Source organism: Dyadobacter sp. 22481 (assembly GCF_052044875.1).
In the GTDB taxonomy this organism is placed as follows: Bacteria; Bacteroidota; Bacteroidia; order Cytophagales; family Spirosomataceae; genus Dyadobacter; species Dyadobacter endophyticus.
Map to the genome: position 1 here is coordinate 351,646 of NZ_JBQENV010000003.1, position 25,146 is coordinate 376,791.

The window sequence follows — 25,146 nt, forward strand, 5'->3', positions numbered from 1 at the left end:
AGCCGTCAGACTCGATCCGACGGCTTTTGTATTGTATACCAAATGTTGTTCAGGGCTTTGTGAATGTCTCGGTAGTGTCGTCCACACCCATAATCACGGTCGTGGCAATATCAATGAACAATCCATGCTCCACCACACCGACAATGCGGGTTAGCTGATCGGCCAGCAGAGCGGGGTCCTGAATCAACCCAAAGTCCCCATCAATCAGCACATTCCCCTGCTCGGTAATCAATGGTTTGCCATCCACCAGCCGGATTTTGCCTGATCCATTGAGTTTCGTAATCTGGGCTAAAACATAGTTCTGCGCGTAAGGAATCACCTCTATCGGCACTGTAAACTTGCCCAGGAACTCAACTTTTTTTGTAGAATCCGTGATAATGATTTCCTGCTTCGAGAGTGATGCGACCACCTTCTCCTTTAACAGAAAGCTGCCGCCGCCTTTGATAAGCTGCAAATCGGCAGTAAACTCATCGGCGCCATCTATCGTAATATCGATCGAATCCACGTCTTCGATTTTCAGTAAAGGAATATTCAACGACTCGGCCAGTTCACGGGTCTTTTCGGAAGTGGGTACGCCTTTGATATCCAGCCCATTTTTCACCAGTTCACCGATTTCTGCAATGGCAATATAAGCGGAGCTCCCGGAGCCGAGGCCGACGATCTGGCCATTGCAGAGGTATTTGACCGCATCTTTCGCGGCTAGTGTTTTTTCGTATTTGAGATCTTTCATTTTGTGATTGTAAATACTGAGAACCAACTACTTCCTGGCCACTTAGTCCGAGAGTGTCTCCCAAATTAGCATCAGACCAAGCACTATACTAAGAATAGCCGAAAAAACGAGTTTGGGGGTGCTTATTGGGGTGTCTTTGTAATCGGCATCTTGTATTTTTTTTACCAGCCAATATACACCCATCGTCACCAAGATGATTCCTCCGACAATTTTAAGATAATGGGCCATTGTGTTTATTCCGTGACTGTTCTACTGCCCAACGCATTTGATCACCATCGCACACCCGACAACAATCAGGATTACCCCTGCCGATATCCATTGACCATTTCCAAACGTCATTTGAAAATCCTTTCGTGTCACCCTGTCAGCTATCATTAAAAAACCTCCGATAATAAGTAGAAAACCCATCGAGAAATTATACCAATCCATCGCTATTAGTGCCATACATTGCTGTTTAGGTTGCTTCCGTTCCCACACTATCTTCATTTGCAAATCTCCGGCTTTGCGCGACGGATCTTCCCAGTCTCGTCGGTGCTAACTGCTATTTCTGAATCAACCGCATCACCGTATGTGTGATTGGTAATTATGTATTGATGTTTCGGTAATAGTCGAAAGCTATCTACTGGCAGCGCAACATCTCCCCTCGTCAGTGTATAAGATGAGCTTGGTGAATCCAAATGAAAGACATTCACCCCCTCCGTTCCAGCCTTCCTGTGAAACTCCCATACTTCTCCCTTTTCAGATTCAATGAATAAATATGATATGTCTTTGCCATTACACGTTTTTATTGTTTGTGCTTCAAGGTCGTAATGGATTTGATTATCATAACAAGACATGGCTAATAGCATCATGGCTCCTACTACGCAATTTATAATCCCCTTTTGATTCATGACTCTTGTTCTTTCCTGTCTATTTTCACCTGTTTCTTGCGCATTCCTTCACACGAACGGAAAAATTCTTTCTCGCCATGATAATCATAACCGCATCGCCATTGCTAAGCATCAATTCTTCCATTCTTCAACGCCAGAAGTTTTGCATTGACTTTCTTTGCATAGTATTCCCGATCCATTTTAAAGAAAAGCTTCCACGCTTCCATTCCGCCAAGAGCGAATGCGTATACCGTATTGTCATCCAGAAAAAGGCCATATTCATACCTGGATATACCGATGGTCTCAACCTTTTTAAATCTTTCGATGCTGACGATCTGCTTTTTATACAGGTTCTTGAAATGGATATTCCCGTTTTCATACCATATGCTCCAAAAGTCACGACTGCGGTAATGAAGGAAACCAAAAACAGCTGCCTCAATCATAGCGATTGCAAGCAGGTTCGGGTTAAAATCCCAAATGAAGAATGGCACCAGGGACACAGCATTTAATCCAGTGAACACCCACAGCAAGGCCTGCATGGCACCCGCGTCATAGTTGCTAATTTTCATCTTGTCGTTCATCGCTGTTGACGGGTAAGTCGGCTTCTACTTCATAACGGTGATATCCGAATCGGCGGCGCCACCATATGTGTGGTTTGGAATTGCTAAGACGTTCAATTCCATTTTTCAGTCTTCCAGAAAACGTACGGGCGTTCGGATCCTCATTTTCTTACACGTCTCATTAAAGTCTGAAAGAACCATAGGCCCCATTACACCTTGCTCCGGCATTCGTAGCCTTTCAACGTCCGTATCAACGATATAATAGAGTGGCTTCCGCGTGCTTTTCGGCTCCAAGAAAAACTTTGGTCTCTGCTTCACCAAAATATATTTCCCGCTTAAGGCGTAACCAACAACGGTTGGCCCAACTACTCCCACATAATCCCGGTCATTGACACTGAACGAAAGCGAACGCTCCTCCGCGTCATAATCCATATCCACCAGGTAAAAATCCTGTGTTACATGCGTTGTGTCCATGCCCTCACACGCACAGGTAAGCAAACCGAGGAGAATGAACTGCAAAAACCATTTGCGCGGCAAGGTTTTTGCACAGAATCCGGCAAAGGGAGGCCCCTGGCCGGTTACGGAACATATTTTTAATAAATCACACATAACAACAGCCTTATGCCCAAATACATGCTTACTATGTCTGCGAAAAAAGATGGGGTAATTTTAACCAACTCGTACAGTTTCGAAGCAAAAACACTTTTCTCCGAAGATATGCTGATCAACGATTTTCGGGAATTTTATCCGGGTCACGAAGATATTCGTGTAATGTCCTACATCGAAATTGCGTCCGATCTTCGGATGAGGCCCATCATCGATAATTCGCCGGTCCTGAGCAAGCTAGCTTACGCATGAGGCAGTGGCCGGAAAGTGATGAATGCGGCAAAGGGACCTTTCACCATTTCCCGCGCTCGTACTGCACCGGCCAATGGACCCCTTCCTTCAGATCCCTTGCCGCTTCCAGCGGGAAGTAAGGGTTCCGCAAAATCTCCCGGGCCATGATCACCATATCAGCGTCGCCGTTTACGAGAATCGTCTCGGCCTGGGTCGAACTTGTGATCATACCGACGGTGCCAGTCAGAATACCGGTTTCCCGTTTGATACGCGAGGCAAACGGCAGCTGATAAGCCGGACCGACGGTGATCTGCTGGTGTGCCGCGAGGCCACCGGACGACACATCGATCAGGTCAATTCCTTTTTCTTTAAGTACATGCGCGAGTTGCACGGATTCATCCGGGTTCCAGCCGCCTTCGGCCCAGTCGGTGGCGGAAATGCGCGTGAATAACGGCAGATCGGCCGGCCATACCGCTTGAATCCCTTCGATAATGCGCAATAGTAACCGAATGCGGTTTTCGAAACTCCCGCCATACTCGTCGGTGCGGTGGTTGCTCAACGGCGACAAGAACTGGTGCACAAGATAACCATGCGCGGCGTGGATTTCAATCACTTTAAAACCGGCCTGCAATGCCCTTTTGGCGGCGGCGGTGAAGTCAGCAACAACTTTATCGATACCCGCAACGTCTAATGCGACCGGCTTAGGGTAAGTATCCGAGAATGGAACCGCCGACGCCGACACCGTCTGCCATCCCCCCTCGCCCTGAGGCACCTCGGCACGGCCCTTCCAGGGTACCGCAGTACTGGCCTTCCTGCCCGCGTGAGCGAGCTGCACGCCCGGCACGCATCCCTGCGCGCTGATGAACGCGGTGATCTGCGAGAGTTTTTCGATGTGCTCGTCCTTCCAGATGCCCAGGTCCTCGGAGGAAATGCGGCCTTCGGGTGATACGCCGGTGGCTTCGGTAATGATCAGTCCCGCTCCGCCTACGGCACGGCTGCCGAGGTGGACGAGATGCCAGTCGGTGGCGAAACCATCGACGGACGAGTATTGGCACATGGGGGAAACGACGATCCGGTTTTTGAACTGGACGCTTTTAATGGTAATCGGTGAAAACAGCTTTGACATGTTGGCAGAATTAGATTGGGCTAATATAGACTATCAACCCGCATTATCCTGCAAACGTGCGATATTCCTGAACAGGATTGCTTTATCCGACTCCGAATGCGCGAGTTTAATGGCCGTCTCATAATGCGTAGTAGCCTGCGTATCGTCTATACCGGCATAGAGATTGCCGAGCAACGAGTAGTAAAAATGATTATTGGTCAGGTTCAAATGCTCCGCCTCCCCGATCGCGGCTTCTTTTCCACTCACTTTAGCAAGCGCGTAAATCCGGTTCAATGCGGCGATGGGCGAATACTCGATGGCCAGCAAATGGTTGTAAAGATCCAGGATATGCGTCCACTTTTCGTGCGAATCTTCCTTATGGGTATGCCAATAGGCAATGCCGGCTTCGAGATGGTAACGGCTCAGTTTTTCACCCGTCGAAGCACGGCTCAGATAATACGTCCCGCGTTCGATGAGTTCCCGGTTCCAGAGCGATTCGTCCTGATCTTCGTAGAGCACCATTTCGCCATTCCGATTGGTACGCGCTTCGAAGCGCGACGAATGGAAGCACATCAGCGAAAGCAATGCACTCGCTTCGGGGCGGTCGGTCAATTCATTGTCTATTAAAAGGAAATTGAGGCGCATGGCTTCCGCACAAAGCTCCTTACGCAATGTAGTGTTCTGGGAAATAGAGTAATACCCTTCGGAATAGAGTAAATAAATGGTGGTCAGTACGGTTTCCAGCCGCTCGCCGATCTCGGGCACGCTGGGCTGTGTGATGCTGATCCTTCCTTCTTTCAATTTTTCCTTCGCGCGTTGGATGCGCTTGTACACGACCTCCTTGTTCAGCAAAAAAGCATCGGCGATTTCCTGCACACCAAAACCGCAAAGCAGGTTCAGCGCGAGCGCCACCTGCGACTCCGCCGGAATAAGCGGGTTACAAACCGCGAAAATCATCGCCAACTGGCTATCCGTGATATTTTTTGGCGACATATCGATATCTATTTCCGCTTCTTTGTCCGACGAATTGCGGATCTCCGACGCCACCTTTTGCTCGAATACCGTATTGCGCTTCAGATAATTCTTTGTCCGGTTTTTTGCAACGGTATACAGCCAGGCGGCAGGGTTTTCGGGCACTCCTTTGATGGCCCAGGTTTCAGCGGCAGCCAGAAATGTATCACTCGCAATGTCCTCGGCAACCTCGACGTGCTCGATCCCGAAAAGGTAGCATAGCACGGCCACCAGTTTGCGGTATTCAGTCCGGAAAAGGTGCGGCAACAGTTCTTTTTCCTCCATGATAGTAAGGTCCGGCGGGAAAGCCGGACCTCGCAAATATCAAAAAGGATCAGCAAACTGCAATCAGAGCGCCTTCCGGATTTCCACATTTCCGCCGAATTCCAGAATAGGCACAGCTTTGGCAAACTCGGCGGCCTCTTCATAATTCGCAGCCCGGATGATCACCGCCCCGCCTATCGCCTCCTTGATCTCCGCATAGGGACCATTGAGCACAGTCTTCTGGGCATTTACCACCAGGCCTTCCCCATCCCACCGCCTCTGGAGCACAATCCGGTCTTCGGAGGCCATCTTATCATACCAGGCATGCCATTTCTGGAAATGCTCCTGCAATTGCTCGGGGGACGGCTGATTTTCCCTGTTCTGAAAATCGCGTCGGAATACCAATAAGAACTCGTCCATGATTCGGTACTGTTTTTTTAAGTGGCTAAGTTGTTTGAATGCGAAATCTAATCAGTTTTGGGCAAATCAACCGAACTGGCCTACCTGGTAAGTCCCGATCGCGGCCGGGAATGCGATGTTAATGCGGTTCCAGCTGTTGATCGCCGTAACGACCATCGTCAGGTCTACGATCTCTTCTTCTGAAAACTGCGCGGCCACTTCCTTGTACACCTCGTCGGTCACATGCAGGGCATTAACGGCTTCGGCCCATGTAAATGCGGCACGTTCGCGGTCGGTATAGTAGGGTGTCTCGCGCCACGCGCTCAGGCCGTACAGGCGCTGCTCGGTTTCGCCCATGGCACGCAGCTCTTTGGAATGCATATCAAGGCAATAAGCGCATCCGTTGATCTGAGATATGCGAAAGTCGATCAGCTCTACCAACTGACGGCCAAGCGTCGATTTTTTGATATAGCCATTGATACCGAAAAGTGGCTTTACTGCATTTTGTCCTTTTTCGAAGAAATTAAGTCTGGTTTCCATTTTTGAGAAATTTTTGAGTTAAAAAACCTAATGACAACCGACTTTCCTGATCTGGACAGAACTTGGAAAAAAATTTCAAAAAAAATCTCCGATCCTCAAATGGAACCGGAGAAAGAATATTTAACGTAAATAAATAGGCTTAAAGAATAGCAATGCGCTGCTTTTGCACCATTCCGCCCTGCCTCCTGATATGAACCTGGTACATCCCCTTAGCCAGTCCTTTGATCGGGAGCTTGTCAGGAACGCTGCTGGTTTCATACACCTTTTTACCCTCGGTGCTGATAATCTGAAGCAGGACAATTCCTTTGTTATCTTCCACGTTCAGCACATCCGAAACGGGATTAGGATAAACAATCGCAGGTATCTTGCCTGCTGCGTCAAATTTAAGCGTCACAATCTGGCTGTAAGCATAGGAACCGTCGAGATCTTTCATTTTGAGACGATAATAGTTCGGTCCGTCGGCGGGTGTAAGATGAATCCATTGGTAGTCGACAAGCTTGTTGCTTTTACCCGCCGCATCCTGCTCACCAGCCTTGTACCACGTTGCAGCATCCATACTATGCTCAATTTCAAAGACAGCACTGTTGCTTTCCGCAGTCGTTGCCCATTGTAAAAGCGCGGTGCGGTCTTCGATAGTCGCTTTAAAATGAGACAGGGTTACCGGAAGCGTCGAACAACCAATTTGCACGGCAGCCTGAGTTTCACAACCAGGACCGTTTCCACTGATGGTCGCAGTGTTCGTGCTGATAAAACTACAAACCGCGGAAATCGAACACGAGGTCAATTTGATATTGTTGCTGATTGCCAGTCCACCGATTGTGAGCGCAGCAACCCTCTCGTTGGAGCCCGTCCGTCCCCCGCTGATACCTGCGCCCAGGCGGGAGATGCTGGTCAGCTCCGGGTTGCCACTGATCTGCAACCATCCTACATTCGTCAACCCCTCCAATCCCGATAAACCGGTCAGCAAGTCGTTATTCCGGATGATAAAGTTGGTTGCCGAAAGCAGATTATCCAATCCCGCCAGGCTGGTAAGGCCGCCGTTTTCTCCCACCACCAACCAGTATACGCCCCTTACATTCTCCAATCCCGATAAATCAGGCAGCAGGTCGTTGTCGGTGATATATGCCTCGCTCAAATAATTAAGGTTAGTCAGGCCATTTAAGCTGGTAAGGTTCTTATTTGAGCTTACGTGCATCTGATATGTGACGGAAGTTAACGTCTCTAATCCTGAAAAATCCGTCAACGCATCGTTTTCCCCTATGTTGATCCGGCTCACGGTGGTCAGGCTATTCAATCCGTTGAAACTGGCCAGGCTTTTGTTTGAACCTATCGCCAGAATGTCGGTGACGGTTGTTAAGGCTCCTAGTCCGGCCAGGCTGGTCAGTGAATCGTTGTTGGTAATGTAAAATGTCTTTGCATCCGTCAGACTATCCAGCCCTTCCAGATCAACAAGCCCCTTATTGTAGCGAATATGGGTAGTACCGCCAACAGATTTCAACCGCTCCAATCCTGTCAAATCAGTCAAAAGATCATTCGTGTAGATCAATAAATGCTGGGCCGCCGTCAGGTTATTCAATCCGTTCAGGCTCGAAAGGGCCGGATTATTCTGGACCGTAAGCTTTCCATTTATTATTTCGACATTTTGCAATGGGCTGAGGTCTGTAATATCCGCTCCTGTAACGGTAATATCTCCGTTAACTGTCTTACAGGTTGAGCTAAATGAATTAACCAATGCCTGTGAGTCGAGGCGCAGATTCGTAAAGTTGCAGGTTTGGGCTTTCAGCGCAGAGAAAAGCAGTGCATTAAGCAGGCAAATTTGGGCAAACTTGCATAGAGTTGTTTTCATGAGCAGTAAGATTAACGTTGAGTATGACGGCTTGAATATAATTGATTTATAGGCGAATAACTATTACCAAATAGTAAAATTTCCTGTTCTGTTTGCATCTATCGGAGTCTGTTTAGAACAAACGCAGGTACACGCACTCAAGGCCGATCTGCACGCCATTTCCGAGGCCGTGGCACATATTGTCGGACAACTGATCAGCAAAGGGAGGCGACTTGCCCACGTCTCCCCTACGCTACAAATACGGGTACTGAGTTATCGTACCACGATTATCTTCTGGAACTGCACAGCTCCTGCTTTTGTCTTGATTTGCCCCACGTAAATCCCCGGGGTGAGACGATCTACGGAAATACCTGCCCTGGTATTTTCAAAAGACCGTAACATGATCCGTCCGGCGCTGTTAACCATCGTGATCGATTCTATTTTTGCTGCTTCTGCCGGATCACAGTATAGTTTGTCGGATACGGGATTAGGGTAAAGGATACTTCGGAGCTTCTTCCCAAATAACAGGCTGATCGTCCTGCTGTATGCAAAAATACCATTCGTGTCGACCATTTTGAGGCGGTACAGGTTTGCCTGGCCATGGGGATCTTCATCCGATGGATTGTCGTCTGTGAAAGCGTACGACCTGAGCTGATCACTTTTAACGGCCGCCCATACACGTCCCAGCGTTTTCCAGTTATGGCCGTCACCACTTTTTTGAACATCAAAGTATGCCGAATTGCTTTCCATGGTTGTCGCCCAGCTCAGCAGCACCTGGTTTTCTTTCTTGACAGCTTCAAAAGTGATGATTGTAACCGGCAGCGGAGGCCCCAATTTGAAAATATAAGCAGACCCGAAGTTATCGTCTGAATAAGCCCCTACTAGGGTAAAATCTCCGCTCATCGATGTCGCAACACCAAAATTGCCACCGTGGGAGACATTTTGCATCGGCCCCCAATTATCGAGCCCTCCCAGATCTTTCTTAAAAAAATCAGCCGAACTTTGTCCGCCCACCACGGCATAATCACCGCTGATTGCCACCGAAGCGCCCCCGCCGGGCCGTTTTTGTACTTGCCCCCAATTATCAATTCCTCCCTGATCTTTCTTAAAAATATAACCTCCCTTTGTATAAGCCGCCACAATGGCATAATCGCCGTCGATCGATACAGACCAGCCAAAGGCGTCGCCGCTAGCACGGTCGGCGGCCGTGACTTTTTTCACTTGTCCCCAATTGTCAGCTCCCCCCTGATCTTTCTTAAAAATATAGGCGGATCCTGATCCATCCAAACTATTGGTTTCCAGGCTGTCTTCATCTTCAAAATTGGCTCCCACGATGGCATAGTCGCCACTTATGGAGACAGAAACGCCGAACCAATCTACGATGCCGCGTACAGAAGCCGTAATTTTTTTCACCTGCCCCCAGTTGTCCGTACCACCCTGGTCCTTTTTGAAAATATAAGCCGAGCCCGAATTGTCCAGCGTATTGGTTTCATTTACGTCGTCGTCTTCCAAATACGCACTTACAATGGCGTAATTGCCGCTCATCGATACCGAATAACCGAATCTGTCTTGTACATCACGTGTGGAAGCCGTTATTTTTTTCAGCAAACCCCAGTTATCCGGTCCTCCCTGGTCCTTTTTGAAAATATAAGCCGAGCCTGCATTGAACAAAGTATTGGTCTCCAGCGCATCGTCGTCCTCCTGGTGAGCGCCAACAATGGCATAGTCCCCACTGATTGAGACGGAAACTCCAAAGTTGTCACCGGACTCACGGACAGGTGCCGTGATCTTTTTCACCTGGACCCAGTTTCCGGCATCGTTGTAAAGGATATAAGCAGCTCCCGTAAGTGCGACCGTATCTAATCCATTTCCGTCTTCACTTTCACGATAGGATCCAACGATAGCATAATTTCCGGATATTGACACGGCAGATCCGTACTCATCGTTGGCGGTTCTTGCCGAAGAAGCGTCATTGTTTTGTGCTGTAACTTTGATCATCTGATTCCAGCTTTGACCAAAAGTATGAACTGTGCTGATCAGGAAAATGGTGTAAAAAAGGACCATTTTCAGTAAGGTTTGCAGAGGAGGTTTCATATCAGTTAAGTTTGATAGATTGAAAACTTTAACCAACAAAAACAGTATAATTATGTAACCGTTTAGCTATATGAAGTTACACAATTTCCCTCAATATTCCTATTTTAAGACAACCTTATTTCCCCCTGGCCGGACAGATTTTATGCCCCTTACCACCGCTCCTCGGCTATTTCCTTTTCGATGCGTGCATTGATATCGATTCGCGCGTCGCGGAAAATGAATACCGTCGTTCCCCATTCGCGGGCGTAGCGGTTTGTCACCGAATCTGCCGCAAAGCCCGTCGCAAATAACGGTCCGGTTTCCTTCATTTCGGCCTCCCGCTCATGCCAGCTTTTGACGCGGATGAGATGTTTGTACTTCTTTGAAAGGTCAAACCAATCCACATAATCCGCATTGAAAGTTACGGCACGGACGCCCGTTTTGGAATAGTAATTAATGGCTCCGGCCTGCCCGTAATTATCGCAAAGCACGAGCGTTGCCGCTTTGTCCGGCATCAATGTGTAGGCTGCATCCACTTTGCCCGCCAACTCGCGCCAGCCCAGCATGTCGGCAAAATCCTGGGGCAACTGGTGATCCTTGCCATCTTCCCAGCGCAGAAGTCCCAGTTTTCGATAGCGCTCCGGATTCGCGGCGATCTGTTCCGGCGTTTTGTTAGGAAATGCTACATTAAACAGCGGTATAAAAAGAGCAACGGGGATCAGAACGAACACGCCTCGCAACCAGGCCACATTCACTTTTGAACCAATATAAACCGCCCCGAAAGCAATGTAGACCGGGTAAATGCCGATCGCGTAATAACCCTTCGCGCGCAGGTATGTGAAGGCTGCCAGGGTAATGATGATGGAGAAAAAGAACAGGCGGTAGGGTGCAAATGGCTTGTAGGTTAGCAAACCATAGAGCCCTGCCGCAATGACGAATAAAGAGCCTATGAAAAACAGCAGTTGCTCTTTCAGAAAATCGGCGCGGTTGACGTTCACGAGCTGTGTTTCGGCCAGCAGTTTCATGTGGTGAAAAACCGGGAACTTGTGTTGGTATTGCCACACGAGGTTGGGTGCGATTAACAGCAATGCAAGTAATAAGGCTAGGCAAACGTGCTTGTTGAACAGCAAGTTGCGCTGCGGCGTGAGCAGTATGGCCGGAAGCAGGCCCACCGCAGCGAACGCAATATTGTATTTATTTAAAACACCTAACGCGAACACTGCCGCAAAACCGTAAAGCCAGCGATGGTCCCTCGACTGAATAAAACTGATCAGAATATAATACAGCGCCGTCCAGCACAGGACATCGATGGAATTTGGTTGAAATAACTGATTTAACCTTAACAAAACCGAGAACAATACGCAAGAGCCAGCCAGGACGCAGGCATATAGGCCTCCCCCCAACCGCTCGACTGTCCGCCAGACAACAAGCATCGTCAACGCGCCAAACAATGCCGGAAAGAACCGGACCGTCCATTCCCCATTCCCCAAAACGCCGATCAGCCAGGCAATCCAGGAGGTAACCGGCGGCACCGACATAAAACCCCACGCCAGGTGGTTGCCCTGGTCGAGGTGAAGATATTCGTCACGGTGCAGGTCGTAACCGGGGATAATGAGGAAATATTGTAACAGGAATTTCAGGGCGATAAATGCCAGAAGCAAAGCGCTTTTTGGGGTCATAGGGCTGTCAATCAATAAAGTATTGGCATGGATTTTGTCCTGAATGCAGGCAAAAATTCAAATATATATGAACACATCATCAAACTTCAACAATATACAAAAGGCAGGTGCAGCCACCAAGCGCGTGGAACGCGACGGTGCCAATAATAGCCTCTGGCAAGCCAACGTAGCGGCCGAAAGCCCAGAAGCAGCCCCGCCTCCTCAGGTATTTGATACCCTGGTCGTCGGGGCGGGGATTACCGGCCTCACCACGGCATTGTTGCTTCAAAAGGAAGGTCGCAAATGTATCGTCGCCGACGCCCACGCGCCTGGATACGGTACCACAGGAGGTACCACGGCACATATCAACACTTTTGCCGACACCACTTTCGGGGAAGTCGAAAGTGATTTCGGGCAGGAAGAGGCGCGCCAATTCGCAGGTGCCATTGCCGAATCGGTTGCGCTGATCCACAATATGGTAGAAACCTACCGGATCGATTGCGATTTTGAATGGAAGCAAGCTTATGTATATGCTGAAACCGACGAGGAAACCAAACAGCTCGACGACCTCTACGAAAGCGCTTTGCGCGCAGGCGTAGCAGCCAAACTGGCCCCGAATGCCCCTGCCCCGCTGCCATTTCAAAAAGCCGTCGTTTTCGGCAAGCAAGCACAGTTTCATCCTTTAAAATACATTCTCGGGCTCCAAAAGGCATTCACTGAGCTCGGGGGCGTGGTTGTTGAAAATATGCAGATCGACCAGATCGATTCCGATGGCGATTATCATACGGCACGTTCGGGTGAGCGGGAGATCAAAGCAAAATCCGTCGTGTATGCAACGCACATTCCGCCCGGCGGAATCAACGTGTTACATTTCCGTAACGCGCCCTACCGCAGCTACGTCATTGCGGCGACCTTGAAGGAAGATGCCTATCCCGACGCCCTGATCTACGATATGCAGGACCCGTACCATTACTTCCGCACGCACACCATCGACGGCCAGAAATACCTCATTGCCGGCGGTCACGACCATAAAACCGGCCACGGTGATCCGGTACAGGCATTTACCGACCTGATCGACTACACCAGGAAATGCTACCCGGTAGAAGAAATCGCCACGCAATGGTCGGCGCAATACTATGTTCCCGCCGACGGCCTGCCCTACATTGGCCGGTTACCGGGCGCTGAGGCGGGCATTTACGCCGCCACAGGCTTCAACGGTAACGGAATGATCCTCGGGACGGTGTCGGCCATCGTGCTCAGCGAACTAGTCTCGGAAGGTACAAGCCCCTACGAGAAACTGTTCGATCCGGGCAGGATCAAACCGGTAGCGGGCTTCACCGAATTTGTGAAGGAAAATGCGGACGTAGTCGGCCGTTTTGTAGGCGATCGTTTTGGCATCGAAGAAATCGAATCACTGGGCGATATCGCCGCGGATAGCGGCAAAATCGTCGAATATGAAGGACAAAAAGTGGGGATTTACAAAAAAGAAAGCGGCGAAGTTACCATAATCGACCCCGTGTGCACGCACGCAGGATGTATTGTGCAATGGAACGACTCAGAAAAAAGCTGGGACTGCCCATGCCATGGTGCACGGTTCAGTTGCCAGGGAGAAGTTCTTACCGGCCCGGCCCGGAAACCGCTGGAGAGAATCGAGGCAGCGCAGGTTGCACCCAAATAAAACAGTAATGGCGGCCCCGTCGAAACAGGGCCGCCATTCAGGAAAAATGCTTATCCGAAACGTGCACTACTGCGCCGTCGAAGCCAGCACTGCCTGTGCACTCATTACAACCATCAGACTACCGGATGACTTCGAAGGGTTTACAAAAATCATATACACATCATGGAGCTTGCCGTCGGCCGTCGGAAGTTTTACAGGGATATCGAGGGTCGATGGCTTGAAATCCAGCTTGTCCGTCGGTTCCAGAAATGCCGATTCACCAATTAGTTTACCTGTTGGGCTGTCGAGCCGCAGCTCCACCTTCCCACCCGAGGCATTCAGCTGCGGTTTGGGCGCCATAGCCATCACCCGGAAAGCCGATACGCCATTCAGGTCGACCTGTTTCAGGCCCATGTAAGCGCCCGACTTAGCTGGAATAGCAAGGTTATTGCCGCCATAGGACATTTTATTAACGTCGTCGTACACATCGAAACCATGTACGTCCAGGATCGAATTCCGAAGCACGAATGTCTGCTCTGAACGAAGCGCGGGCAAGCCCTTGGCGCCTTTATCCTGATATGCGGCGCGCAATACGAAAACGCCCTTACCCTTGTCGCCATTCGGTAATGTTGCTGTATAACTGCCTTTGACAGGCAACGAGGCTTTCTCCGCGGCATCGCCGGAAAGGTTCAGGATATACCTGACCATCTCCGCAGCGTCGGTGGCCGAAAGTTGCGGGTGCGCGGCCATAGCCGTTTCGCCCCAAACACCTCCTCCGCCGCTGATCACCTTCTTAGTGAGCATTTCCACCGCCGAACTGTTGCCTTTGTATTTGCGCGCAACCTCAGTATATGCCGGGCCTATCGATTTTTTGCTGATGCTATGGCAAGCTTTGCAATCGCTCGCTTCGATCAGCTTCTTACCGGCTGTCGTAGTCGCCGACGCGTCGGCGGAGCGGTGCCCCTGGGCAATGGCTACCTTATCGAAGCCTTCGGGCAGGTAATCGATATTGACCGCCACAGCATCGGCATCGATGCCGCTTCCCAGCGCACCGTCTTCTTTATCTTTCACCTTTACGTCATATTGAAATGGCTTACCCGGCACAAAAAACGACTTGTTGGCTCCCGGCATATCCAGGCTCAGCACCGGCGCTTCGTTACCGACCGTGACGTCGAGCGACTGCGTCGAAATACCGCCTTTACCGTCATTCACGGTTAAAGTAGCCTTGTAAAGGCCCGTTTTGGCGAGTGTCAGCTGCGCATCCTGGCCGTTAATGTTTTTTGTAAATCCGTTTTTAGAAGTAATTTTCCAGGAATAAGTCAATGCATCCCCGTCGGCATCGTCGGTACCGGCCGCTGTAAGTTTTAAGGCCAATGGCACGGAACCGCCTTGTTTATTGGCAGCCAATTCGATCTTCGGTTTACGGTTACCCCCATTGTATTCGATGCGGATCAGGCGGGCATCGTCGTTGGCGGAGAACCAGCCCGAGCCATATTCGAGCATATACAGGTCCCCGTTTGGTGCAAATTCCATATCCATCGGATTCGAGAATTTGTAGCTGGGCATGAAGCGCTCCATCGAAGCGTAATTACCTTCCTTATCCATAGTGACGGCCATAATCCAGCCCCGCATCCATTCATAAGCAAGCAGTTTACCATTGTAATAGGCAGGAAAAGTGCCCGGCTGAGGCGCCCCCTGCGCATTCTTGAAATCGTCCGAATAAAATACCGGCCCGGCCATTGCGTTGCGCCCACCCGCGCCCACGAGCGGGAACTCGGGCGAGGCGTCATAAGGATACCAAATGAATGCTTTTTGTGCCGGCGGCAGCACTTTCAGACCCGTATTGCTGGGAGAATTATTGGTCGGTGCTGCAACATCCCATTTCTCTCCCGATTGGCTTGCCGTGAAATCATATTTGTTGTACGCTTTGTTATCACCTACAAAATGGGGCCAGCCGAAATTGCCGGGTTTTCGGGCCTGCCCTACTTCATCATGACCGGCCGGGCCGCGGTTGGCATCGGGTTTTGCGGCATCGGGTCCCACCTCGCCCCAATATACGTAGCCGGTTCGCTGATCTACCGAAATGCGGAACGGGTTGCGGTGGCCCATTGTGTAAATTTCAGGACGTGTTTGGGGCGTTCCTTTCGGGAACAGGTTGCCTTCCGGAATGGTGTATGGAGCAGCCCCTGCCGTTCCATCGGACTGCGGTTTGATGCGAATGATCTTACCGCGCAAATCGTTGGTATTGGCCGATGATTTCTGCGCATCCCAAGCCTCGCGACCGGCGCGTTCGTCACTCGGGCTGTACCCGTTGGAGCCGTGCGGGTTGGTATTGTCGCCTGTGGAGAGGTACAAATTGCCATCCTTATCCCAGGCAATGGAACCGGCGGTGTGGCAGCATTCCTCGCGCTGCGTGGGCACATCGAGCAATATCCTGCGCGAAGCAAGGTCTAACTCGTCGCCTTTCAGCTCAAAGCGTGCGAGCACGTTCTTCGATTCGTTCGGGTCGGAATAGTAGAGGTAAATCCAGTGATTTTGTGCAAAATTCGGGTCTTTATTCAACCCCAGCAAACCATCCTCGCCCATCGACTCCTTACCCTCCTTGCTCACATATTTGGTGCTAACGGGAAGTTTGGCAATGGTTTTCAACTCTTTGGTTTTGGTATGGTAAAGCAGTACCTCACCTTTTCGCTGAATAAACAGGATGCGGCCGTCGCCCAGCACGCTCAGTTCCATTGGCTCATCCAGCTTTTCGGCCAGTATTACTTTTGAAAAACGGTTTTCTTCGGGGCGTGCTTTGGCGAAATCAACCGGCTTGGGCGTGTCGCCGCCGGTAGCGTAGCGAATGCCCGCCCAAAGGTGGTTGAGGAAAAGCGGCTCTTCAAACGTTTCGTCGGTATGCCCCATGGCGGTGTAGAACGACCGGCCACCATCGAACTCCTGGTACCAGCTCATCGGATGGAAATCCGGGTTTTTACCCCCCTTATAGCTTTTCTCATCGATTTTAAGGACGACGTTGATTTTCGGAGAAATGTTTTTGAAGCTGTAAAACTCATCGCTCCGCTCAAATTCATCGGGCATACCCTGTGTGGCCCAGTGGTTTTTCTGCGTTACGATAAACTTTCCTTTTTGCACATTATCGGGCATGGGGTGGTCGAGGAACCAGGCGCCGGCCAATGCGCCGTACCATGGCCATTCGTATTCCGTATCGCTGGCTGCGTGGATGCCCACGTAGCCGCCTCCCGCCTGAATGTAACGTTCGAAAGCGCTTTGCTGCTCCGCGTCGAGGATATCACCTGTCGTATTGAGAAATATTACCGCGTTGTATTTTTTCAGATTGCTTTCCCTGAACTGGGCGGCATCTTCCGTAAAACTGACGCCAAAGCCTTTCTCTGCCGCCATTTTGCCCAGCGCCTTTTTCCCCGCGCCGATCGACTGGTGCCTGAACGCCGCAGTCTTGCTGAAAACCAGCACCTGCATTTTGGGTGCCTGTGCCATAACATGACCTACCAGGAGCCATGCACAGCAGAGGAGCACACCCTGTATTTTTTTCTTCATCTGGTTAATCGTTTGAATTGTGACCTCCAAATGTACAGTAAAAAGCATTATTGTCTATCTTTGAGACAATAAAATTTATTCAATAAATTGTTTCAACAATGCAATAAATAGTCACATTGCCGTCATTACGCGTATGGACTTGAACAGGTCTGCAAAATGTTTCCGCCCTCCGTTTTGTGCAGGAGAACCGTTTCTGCGATATTGCCGGGTTAAAATTGAGCGACTATTTCATAGCGATTACTACATGAGGGATATACAATCACCGAGCGAACAGGATTACATTCAGCAGCTTTCCATCGACTGCGTCATTTTTGGCTACCAGGATTCGCAGCTTAGCGTTCTGGTACCCAAACTGAACTTCCGGGGTGATTTCTGGGCTTTACCGAGTGGTTTTATTTACCAGGACGAGGGGATCGACGAGGCCGCACGCCGGATACTGGAAGACCGAACGGGCATTAAGGACATTTATCTCGAACAATTCAGGGTCTTTGGTAATTCGCCGCGCTCCAACATCCGTTTCCTCGAAAGGCTTATCGAATTGAATGAGGATACCTTGGGCGACAAGCGGTTCGGCCGTAAGGAGTTCGACTGGATCACCCGGCGGTTTGTCTCGATAGGATATTATGCGCTAGTGGACCTCAACAAAGTGGTCCCACGCAAAACCGAGCTTGACGAATCCATTGACTGGTATCCGGTGCGTGCATTGCCTCCGATGATCATGGACCATCAGGAAATGGTAAACAGTGCGCTGGAAACCTTGCAGCTCAACCTCGACCAGAAGCTGATCGCATTCAACCTCCTACCCGAAACTTTCACGATGCGCGAGTTACAGGAGCTTTACGAATCGATCTTCGACCGCGCATTCGCGAGGAACAATTTTCAGAAAAAAATACTCGACCTGGACGTCCTAGAACGCCTGGAAAAGAAGTTTACCGGAGCTGCCAACAAAGCGCCGTTTCTGTACCGGTTCAGGAACGGGAATCCATAGGCGGGCATTTTATTTAGGTCTCAGGATAAAAAATTTTTATGTGCGTGTGGCTGCAAAGCCACATAGGGGTCGGCGGGGAGCCACTACAAATCATGCACCGCAGGTGAATATTTGTATCGGCAATAATAATCGACCACCCCGTGATGATGAAACCTGAGAGCACCCTGAAAGTATTAGTATTCGATCTGCACCCGATTTCCCGTAAAGGAATCCGGCTTTTGCTGGATACAATGGACCTGCGTTTGAAAGTGACCGAAGCCTCCCGCACGCGTCAGTTTTACAAATATGCGACCTCCCAACGCTACGACCTCGTACTCCTGAGTGTGAACGACGTAGAGCACTTCGACCACGAAACAATCTCCGCCATACTGCCCAAAACCGCCGTGCTCTACACCGAAGAAGGTGCTGAAAACGCGATGGACCTAATGGCCCTGGGAGCGGGAGCCTGCATATCGAAGAAATGTACCGACGTTGCGTTAAGGGAAGGTATCTTGGCCGTCCTTCAACGGCGGCGGCACGTATGCGCCACCACCCAGGCCCATGTGAATGCTGAATACTGGCGCTTCAGGGCCATCAGAAATGGCGCCGACAGCTATCGCCCGCGCGTACGCCAGCTCACTTCCCGCGAACGCGAGGTAGCGTCGCTACTGAAAACCGGTCTCAAAACCGGCGAAATCGCCGACCGCCTTCAGATCCAGCACAGCACGGTGAGCACCCTGAAAGCACGCGCGTTTCGCAAGCTTTCGGTGACCAACCTCGTGCAGGCGATCCATACACTAGACTAACCACACCAAACTCCGGCCCCGCCGGCAAGCCTCTTCGCCAATCAGCACCTTTACTATGCTTCACGTAATTTTATACGACTCTCACCCTATTATCCTGACGGGTCTCAAGGAGTTTTTCAAAAACATTGAAAACGAGTTTACGTTCTTTGAAACGAATACCATAAGCGGCCTTTCAAAACATCTTTTGCATCATAAAATCGACCTGGTGGTAGCCGGTATCAATGAAAAAACGGGCATCGACACCAGGATGATCCAGCGGCACAGCGCTATCCCGTGGGTGATCATGTACAACGATAATCTTTATAAAAAAGCATTGTCGCTTGTGCTTTCCGGTGCCGGCGCGTGCATTTCCAAAGGAAGCAGCGACCTGGAAACGGAGACCTGCCTCCGGGAGGTACTGGAATCGCGGCGGTACATTTGCGGGAGCACGCTGGAAAAGTTCGGCTACGAATTTCTGTTCGACCCGGGCAATCAGGCACAGATACGCAACTTCCTCAAATACAACCTGCAAAGAAAACCCAACAAGCTCTCTCCCCGTGAGCAGGAAGTGGCGAACCTGCTGATCAGCGGCATGAAGACTTCGGAAATTGCGACAGCATTGAGCGTCAGGCACAGCACGATCAGTACCATCAAGCGAACGGTTATGTTGAAGAAAAATGTCATAAACATTGTTGAACTGGCCTCGGTATTGTCAAATTAAATTGGCCCGCCGCCATTTTGTAATTCAGTGTGAAATGCGTTAATTTCAGTCATTACGATTGAACCGTAATCCCGAAAGGCCTCATTTCAACTATGCCGCTTTCTATACTCATTGCCGACGATCACCAACTTGTCCGAAAAGGACTTCAGATGGTCGTTAAAGAAGTCCTGGGATTCAGTACAATCGTAGAATTCGCCGAAACAGGGCGGGAAGTGATCGGGAAAATTACCGCACAGGAATTCGACCTGCTGATCACCGACCTGAACATGCCCGAAACCAACGAACTCGCACTGATCCCTGATATATTACGCATTCGACCGAAGCTGAAAATACTGGTCGTGACCATGAAGCCCGATAAGGTTTTTGCAGCCCGATTCTTACGCGAAGGCGCATTCGGGTACGTAAACAAGACAGAACCGGACGAAGTACTGGCCGAAGCGATCCATGTGGTGAGCCAGGGCCGCAGGTACATTTCCAGGTCCCAGAACGAAATTTTTTCCAACGCATTGATTGGCAACGTAACCAACACGCCTTTCGACAAGCTCTCCAAACGGGAATTCGAAGTGGCGCTTCTGCTGCTCAAAGGTTATGGTGCGCTCGAAGTAGCCAATACGCTGTCGATCAGCGCTTCCACAGCCAGCAGTTTCCGTTGTCGCGTTTTCGACAAGCTGGAAATCAAGAACCTGCTAGAATTGAACCACCTTGCGCAGACGTATCAAATTGATGCAGATTTTGAAGGAGAATAGTGAAAGTACTGCCCCGCCCCGGCTCGCTGGCGATCGAAATGCTTCCCTGAATGTAGTCGAGCATGGTATGGATCAGCAGGCTGCCGGTACCGCGGTTCCCGGCCTGTCTGTCGCGGCTCATAAACAGGGCGATCTGCTCGTCGCTCAATCCCAGGCCCGTGTCGCTGATCGAGATCAGGAGCTGGCCGTTTTCCTCCCGGCATGAAAGCCTGATCTCTCCGTCATAGGTGTTTTTGTTGGCGTTATCGATCAGGTTACGGATTACAACGGAAAGTATCTGGTAATCTGAAACACATTCGAGGCTGGTATGCACGATGGCAAGCCGGTTATGGTTTACTTTAAAAAGCTCCTTGTAAAGCGAAGCGATTTCCTCAAACAAAGCATTTACCGGAAAGAGGTTCTTATTGATTTTGAACCCCTGCTGCTGCGTGCTGATCCACATAAAAAACTGCTCGGTAAAGCCCAGGAGGTTTTGCGTGCCCATATGCAGATCGCCCAGATAGGCGTCGAGGTCGGAGGACGTGAGATGCGTATGGTTTTTCAAAAGTTTGCCGCTGATAAGGGAGATAAACCGCAGCGGCGACCGCATATCATGGAGTACCATCGTAATCACATGGTCCTTGAACCGGTTACTTTCCAGTAGTGCCATTTCCGATGTGGCAAGTTCGTCCACCGCGTTTTTCAGTTCGGAGGTTCGGGCGGAAATGATGTTTTCGAGTTCCTGGGCTTCCTTTTGCAGCTTCGTGAGCCGTCGTTTGAACAGCAGGTAACCGATCCCCACCGATAAGCAAACGCAAAACAAATAGAACCACCAGGTGGTATAGAACCATGGCTGCACGTCGATAGGCAACACAAACTGCGTCGAGCTGTCCGACATGTTTACATTGTTCCGCCGCACCAGAAGCTTGTAATCCCCGGGCGGAAGGCTGGTGATCGATATCTGGCCATTTTTCTCGACTTTATGCCAGTCGGGTTCCAGCCCGGCTACCTGGTATTCAAGATCGAGGTTTTCGGGGTTGCCAAAATACGGCGACGAAACCTGAACGGCCAGCCGTTTGAAGTCGGGTGAAAGCGTAATGCCTTTCGCATTGAGTGTAACCGGTCGGCCTTTCACCGTCAGGCTATCCGCAAAAATATCGCGGTTGGGATAATAAGGTTTAAGTTTATGGGGATAAAACCAAACCAGTCCTTTCATTGAAGGAAGTGATAAAAGACTGTCTTTCAACCACACATAAGATGGATCGCATCCTCCGTTGAACTCGTTCGTGGGAAGACCGTCGGTCCGGTCGAACCGAAAAAAATTGACCTTCTCCTGCCGCCGTTCGGCATAGGCCAGCAATTCGCTTTTCTTAACCTTAAAAAGACCGTTATTACTTGGCAACCAGAAGAAGCCGTGACCATCCTCAATAAATGAATGAATGGTTGTCAGGGCCTGGCGCGGACCCGCCGGCATACGGTAGAGTTTCTTGTTATGTAAGAGATAAAAGCCTTTTCCATAAGTGGAGATCCAGATCTTGTTGGGGGCTTCGGCATGCACCGTTCGTATCGACATGGATTCCAGCACCGACTTATCGACGCGGTTCCGCTCGTAATCGTACCATTTCAGCCCTTTCTCAGTACAAACCAGGAAATAGGCAGGGCGGATCTGCTTCGCAAAAAGGATATTCGCCTTTTGCGGAAACGCTTTGATGCCTTCGGCTTTGTCATTCACAAGTTTACCGAATCCCCTGACCGATGCAAAGAAGTACTGTCCTTCACCAGCCTCGCTCATGTGGACGATCCCATCTTCCGACGCCACAACCCGGCTGTGGCCGCTTATAATATCCAGCTTGCGAAGTTTAAAGTTCTGTTCGTAGTACAGCTGCCGGTTGTCCGGGGTGAAAAACCAGGAAGCAATGCCGGAGTCAATCGGCAATTGCCGGGGTGGCTGATCTATCGAAATCAGTGTGTTTTTCACGATCAAACGGTCATCGCCAACCTTGACCTGTGCATAAAGGCTCTGGTCGAGGACAGGGGATGGAAAAGGCGGAGCAGCAAATTGTTTTTTTTGTACCACAAACAGCCCGTCGGTGGTTGAACCGAGGTAATAGGTTTGCTGCTCCGGCGAGAAGCGGACACAACTTAAAAAAGGTACCTGAATACCTGCCAGCCCGATTTCAGAATCGAGGCGGCCATTGCGTAGAATCACTTTGTAAAGGGTCTCACCCGCGTACGCGTAAAACCCGTCGGGGCTGGGAAAGGTGACAAAATCGCCGGAAAGAAAAAGAGCATCCGAAGCCAGAGGCCCTCCAATGGACGCATAAGCAGGGATCAAACGGCCGTTTTTCCAGGCCTCGACCCGGTTTCCCGGTAAGATGCACGCCAGAAATTGCCCGGCAAACAGGGCATATTCCGGCTTCCGACCTGTATAGTCCCTGATTTCCAATGGTCCTTTCTGACTTCCTGAAAAGTAGATCAGGCTATTCTCATTTCTGAGATAAACTTCATTATTTGAAATACTCGACGAAAAGAGGAATGGCTTCTGGCCCAGGTGACGGTAAAAAGAGGCTAGTTTAAGCATCATTTCCTTCTCGTCGACCGCCACACCCTGTCGCCCTACGTGTACGGACCACGCCGGCAGCAGCACCGGCCCGGGTGCTGCATGCTGCCCCGAAACTGCTACTTTAATGTTTTGCCCCCCATACAGCCGCGCGTATAACGTGCCGCGCGCATCGGCAGTAAGGCCTTCCACCCGCGTCGACTTCATCCCCGGCAATTCGGAGGTTCCGTAAGTGACAAACCGTTGGCCGTCAAACCGCACCATCCCCATTTCCGTGGCTAGCCAGCAATAGCCCCATTCATCGAATGCAATATCTTTAACACTGTTCTGGGGAAGGCCATTGTCGGTATTGTACTGCGAAACAATGAAACGCTCCGGCTGCGCAGCTGTGGGAAAGCCATGCAGAATGAGAGAGATCAACGCGATCAGGAGGGTTCTCATAGATCAACTGTACACTATATAGGGACTATTTATCCTGAAATTACTAAAATATGCGACTTTCAAATAATTACTTCTTTCTGTGCTAGAAGTACTACGTCGTACTCCGGCTTCCATCTGCGAGGAAAAAAGTCCGCTCCCCTTGTGTAACCAAGAATTACCCTGTTTTTTGTAGAAATTTTTCTACAAAAACCGTCTACGCTCGGTACAACAAATTCATCTGCAAGTACTGACCTTTCGGACAAGAAATATTTCGACAGCCTTGTACCGCGGCATTCGCTGCGGCAGAGCGCCCCTTTATCAAATCTAACTTCAAAACAATCTCACCTTATGAAAATCAGACAATTACAGATCCATAAACTACGCGCTATCGTGGCGGTTTTCGGACTAAGCCTTTGTGCTTTCCCATTGTTTGCCCAGGTCAAGATCGGCGACAATCCGACGACCATTAACGCCAATTCCATCCTCGAAGTCGAAAGTACCAGCAAAGGATTGCTACTGCCCCGTCTTCCACTTACACAAACTACAAACCCCTCTCCACTCAATGCACACGTGGCCGGTATGACCGTTTACAACACGGCTACCGCCAACGACGTTACACCCGGTTTTTACTACAATGACGGAACAAAATGGGTTGCTACCGCCGGGGAATCGAACTATACATACACTTTTGGCGGAGGCCAGCCCGCCGGAAGCTGTAACGACGGCGAGCTGTATACGGACACGCTGGAAACCAGCCCGACCTTCGGGCAGCAGTTCATCTGTAAAGGCGGCAGTTGGGCAACCTACGTCTCTCCCAATCGTACCGCGTGGTACCTGAAAGGGACAACCAATGACGCAGGTGGCAATAAAGTCGCCTGGATTTACCGCAACGGTTATGTTGAGGCTCGTAACGCGGACGGCCTCAAACATACCCGCATTACTCCTGACGGCGGGCTCAAACTTTATCGCGACCCCAGTGCCAATGCCGGCGTGACCAACGGCTATATCGATTTCACCAATACAACCAGCGATAGCTATCCAATGCGTATCGCCATGCGCAGCGATGCTACACTGGGAGACCTGGCCTTTACGATACAGGATCATAGCGGCGTGCGTATGGCCGTTACCCAGGCGGGCCTCGTCGGGATCGGAACAGGCGTTACCGCTCCCAATTCCCGCTTGCAGGTAGCGGGCGTTACCCGTGTGATGCCCGCAGGAGCATTTACCGGAGCGATGATCCTAGGAACTTCCAGTGAGGACGGCGTTGAACTCAATCCCGCCGGTACACTCGCCGTGCAGCGCTCAGCGGTAGGCGCAAACCTCTATCTGACGAAAACAATCGGTGGCGGCGAGGCATTGAACTGGCAGATATTCAACCGTTCGGGCAATACCATCGGATCTATCAGCAGCCCGGCCAACAACGTGAACTCCGTGCAGTACAATACGACTTCCGACGTCCGCTTGAAAGAGAATATAGGTAAAACAAAATATGGCTTGTCAGATTTGATGAAGATCCGCGTAGCCGATTACAACTACAAGATCGACGAGAAGAAGAACCGCCTCACCGGCTTCCTGGCCCAGGATCTTTACAATATCTTCCCGAATGCAGTAACAGTAGGCGGTAAAAACCCTAAAACCGAACCGTGGCTGGTTGATTATGGGAAAGTAACCCCGCTGATCGTGAAGGCCGTGCAGGAGCAACAGGCGCTGATCGAACAGTTGCAGGCGCAAGTGACTGAATTGAAAGCCAGAAATGCGTCGCTTACGGCAGAACTTTCCGTAGAAACCCTTTCGCGCGAAGAAGTAGCATCACTGCGCAGCCTGCTGAAAAATGCGTCGAACATCAATACTTCCGGTACAGCCATTGGTAAATAACCCTTCC

At 50.4% G+C, this 25,146-nt stretch carries 19 protein-coding genes; 7 read left to right on the forward strand and 12 right to left on the reverse strand.

Annotated features, from left to right (window positions below; all coding sequences use genetic code 11):
- Window positions 1–49: 49 nt before the first annotated feature.
- From rpiA to ACTJJJ_RS20410, 3 genes are all read right to left on the reverse strand, one after another.
- Window positions 50–730 (reverse strand): ribose-5-phosphate isomerase RpiA, encoded by a 681-nt coding sequence (gene rpiA / locus ACTJJJ_RS20400; protein ID WP_188937702.1) that lies wholly within the window; start codon window positions 728–730, stop codon window positions 50–52.
- A gap of 994 nt (window positions 731–1,724) precedes the next feature.
- Window positions 1,725–2,180 carry a hypothetical protein gene (locus ACTJJJ_RS20405; RefSeq protein ID WP_188937700.1) on the reverse strand — a complete coding sequence of 152 codons (456 nt, stop codon included), beginning with the start codon at window positions 2,178–2,180 and terminating at the stop codon, window positions 1,725–1,727.
- A 105-nt stretch (window positions 2,181–2,285) separates the two neighbouring features.
- On the reverse strand, window positions 2,286–2,633 hold the full coding sequence (locus tag ACTJJJ_RS20410; RefSeq protein WP_188937698.1) for a hypothetical protein: 348 nt from the start codon (window positions 2,631–2,633) through the stop codon (window positions 2,286–2,288).
- 168 nt (window positions 2,634–2,801) lie between these two features.
- Here ACTJJJ_RS20410 and ACTJJJ_RS20415 point away from each other — a divergent pair, with 168 nt between their 5' ends.
- Window positions 2,802–3,017: a hypothetical protein gene (locus ACTJJJ_RS20415; RefSeq protein ID WP_188937695.1), complete on the forward strand. Its 216-nt coding sequence runs from the start codon at window positions 2,802–2,804 to the stop codon at window positions 3,015–3,017.
- A gap of 40 nt (window positions 3,018–3,057) precedes the next feature.
- Here ACTJJJ_RS20415 and ACTJJJ_RS20420 read toward each other — a convergent pair whose 3' ends face one another.
- The 7 genes from ACTJJJ_RS20420 to ACTJJJ_RS20450 all read right to left on the reverse strand — a co-directional run bounded on the left by ACTJJJ_RS20420 (window position 3,058) and on the right by ACTJJJ_RS20450 (window position 11,892).
- Window positions 3,058–4,122 (reverse strand): NADH:flavin oxidoreductase/NADH oxidase, encoded by a 1,065-nt coding sequence (locus tag ACTJJJ_RS20420; protein ID WP_440702839.1) that lies wholly within the window; start codon window positions 4,120–4,122, stop codon window positions 3,058–3,060.
- Between the two features lie 33 nt (window positions 4,123–4,155).
- A complete protein-coding gene (locus tag ACTJJJ_RS20425) occupies window positions 4,156–5,397 on the reverse strand; it encodes an RNA polymerase sigma factor (RefSeq protein WP_440702840.1) in 1,242 nt (413 codons plus the stop codon).
- Between the two features lie 63 nt (window positions 5,398–5,460).
- Complete coding sequence (locus ACTJJJ_RS20430; RefSeq protein ID WP_188937689.1) at window positions 5,461–5,796, reverse strand: YciI family protein; 336 nt, start codon at window positions 5,794–5,796, stop codon at window positions 5,461–5,463.
- A 66-nt stretch (window positions 5,797–5,862) separates the two neighbouring features.
- The gene (locus ACTJJJ_RS20435; RefSeq protein WP_188937686.1) at window positions 5,863–6,315 is read right to left on the reverse strand and encodes a carboxymuconolactone decarboxylase family protein; all 453 of its coding nucleotides are present in this window, start codon (window positions 6,313–6,315) and stop codon (window positions 5,863–5,865) included.
- 139 nt (window positions 6,316–6,454) lie between these two features.
- Window positions 6,455–8,161: a T9SS type A sorting domain-containing protein gene (locus tag ACTJJJ_RS20440; protein ID WP_440702841.1), complete on the reverse strand. Its 1,707-nt coding sequence runs from the start codon at window positions 8,159–8,161 to the stop codon at window positions 6,455–6,457.
- A 252-nt stretch (window positions 8,162–8,413) separates the two neighbouring features.
- Window positions 8,414–10,234 (reverse strand): T9SS type A sorting domain-containing protein, encoded by a 1,821-nt coding sequence (locus tag ACTJJJ_RS20445; RefSeq protein ID WP_440702842.1) that lies wholly within the window; start codon window positions 10,232–10,234, stop codon window positions 8,414–8,416.
- A gap of 149 nt (window positions 10,235–10,383) precedes the next feature.
- Window positions 10,384–11,892, reverse strand: a complete 1,509-nt coding sequence (locus ACTJJJ_RS20450; RefSeq protein ID WP_440702843.1) for a glycosyltransferase family 39 protein — start codon at window positions 11,890–11,892, stop codon at window positions 10,384–10,386.
- A 67-nt stretch (window positions 11,893–11,959) separates the two neighbouring features.
- On the opposite strand from ACTJJJ_RS20450, the gene ACTJJJ_RS20455 reads away from it, so the two are divergent.
- Window positions 11,960–13,549 (forward strand): FAD-dependent oxidoreductase, encoded by a 1,590-nt coding sequence (locus tag ACTJJJ_RS20455; protein WP_440702844.1) that lies wholly within the window; start codon window positions 11,960–11,962, stop codon window positions 13,547–13,549.
- A 66-nt stretch (window positions 13,550–13,615) separates the two neighbouring features.
- On the opposite strand, the gene ACTJJJ_RS20460 is transcribed toward ACTJJJ_RS20455, so the two are convergent.
- Complete coding sequence (locus ACTJJJ_RS20460; RefSeq protein ID WP_440702845.1) at window positions 13,616–17,086, reverse strand: ThuA domain-containing protein; 3,471 nt, start codon at window positions 17,084–17,086, stop codon at window positions 13,616–13,618.
- A gap of 253 nt (window positions 17,087–17,339) precedes the next feature.
- Here ACTJJJ_RS20460 and ACTJJJ_RS20465 point away from each other — a divergent pair, with 253 nt between their 5' ends.
- From ACTJJJ_RS20465 to ACTJJJ_RS20480, 4 genes are all read left to right on the forward strand, one after another.
- Window positions 17,340–18,074 carry an NUDIX hydrolase gene (locus tag ACTJJJ_RS20465; protein WP_188938370.1) on the forward strand — a complete coding sequence of 245 codons (735 nt, stop codon included), beginning with the start codon at window positions 17,340–17,342 and terminating at the stop codon, window positions 18,072–18,074.
- Between the two features lie 143 nt (window positions 18,075–18,217).
- On the forward strand, window positions 18,218–18,859 hold the full coding sequence (locus tag ACTJJJ_RS20470; protein ID WP_440702846.1) for a helix-turn-helix transcriptional regulator: 642 nt from the start codon (window positions 18,218–18,220) through the stop codon (window positions 18,857–18,859).
- Between the two features lie 55 nt (window positions 18,860–18,914).
- Window positions 18,915–19,559, forward strand: coding sequence for a LuxR C-terminal-related transcriptional regulator (locus ACTJJJ_RS20475; RefSeq protein WP_440702847.1), 645 nt, complete (start codon window positions 18,915–18,917; stop codon window positions 19,557–19,559).
- Between the two features lie 92 nt (window positions 19,560–19,651).
- Window positions 19,652–20,305 carry a response regulator gene (locus ACTJJJ_RS20480; protein ID WP_188937672.1) on the forward strand — a complete coding sequence of 218 codons (654 nt, stop codon included), beginning with the start codon at window positions 19,652–19,654 and terminating at the stop codon, window positions 20,303–20,305.
- Here the strand turns inward: ACTJJJ_RS20480 and ACTJJJ_RS20485 are convergent.
- Window positions 20,235–23,285 (reverse strand): ATP-binding protein, encoded by a 3,051-nt coding sequence (locus ACTJJJ_RS20485; protein ID WP_440702848.1) that lies wholly within the window; start codon window positions 23,283–23,285, stop codon window positions 20,235–20,237. The genes ACTJJJ_RS20480 and ACTJJJ_RS20485 overlap by 71 nt on opposite strands.
- A gap of 327 nt (window positions 23,286–23,612) precedes the next feature.
- Here ACTJJJ_RS20485 and ACTJJJ_RS20490 point away from each other — a divergent pair, with 327 nt between their 5' ends.
- Window positions 23,613–25,139, forward strand: a complete 1,527-nt coding sequence (locus ACTJJJ_RS20490) for a tail fiber domain-containing protein (protein ID WP_440702849.1) — start codon at window positions 23,613–23,615, stop codon at window positions 25,137–25,139.
- Window positions 25,140–25,146 lie beyond the last annotated feature (7 nt).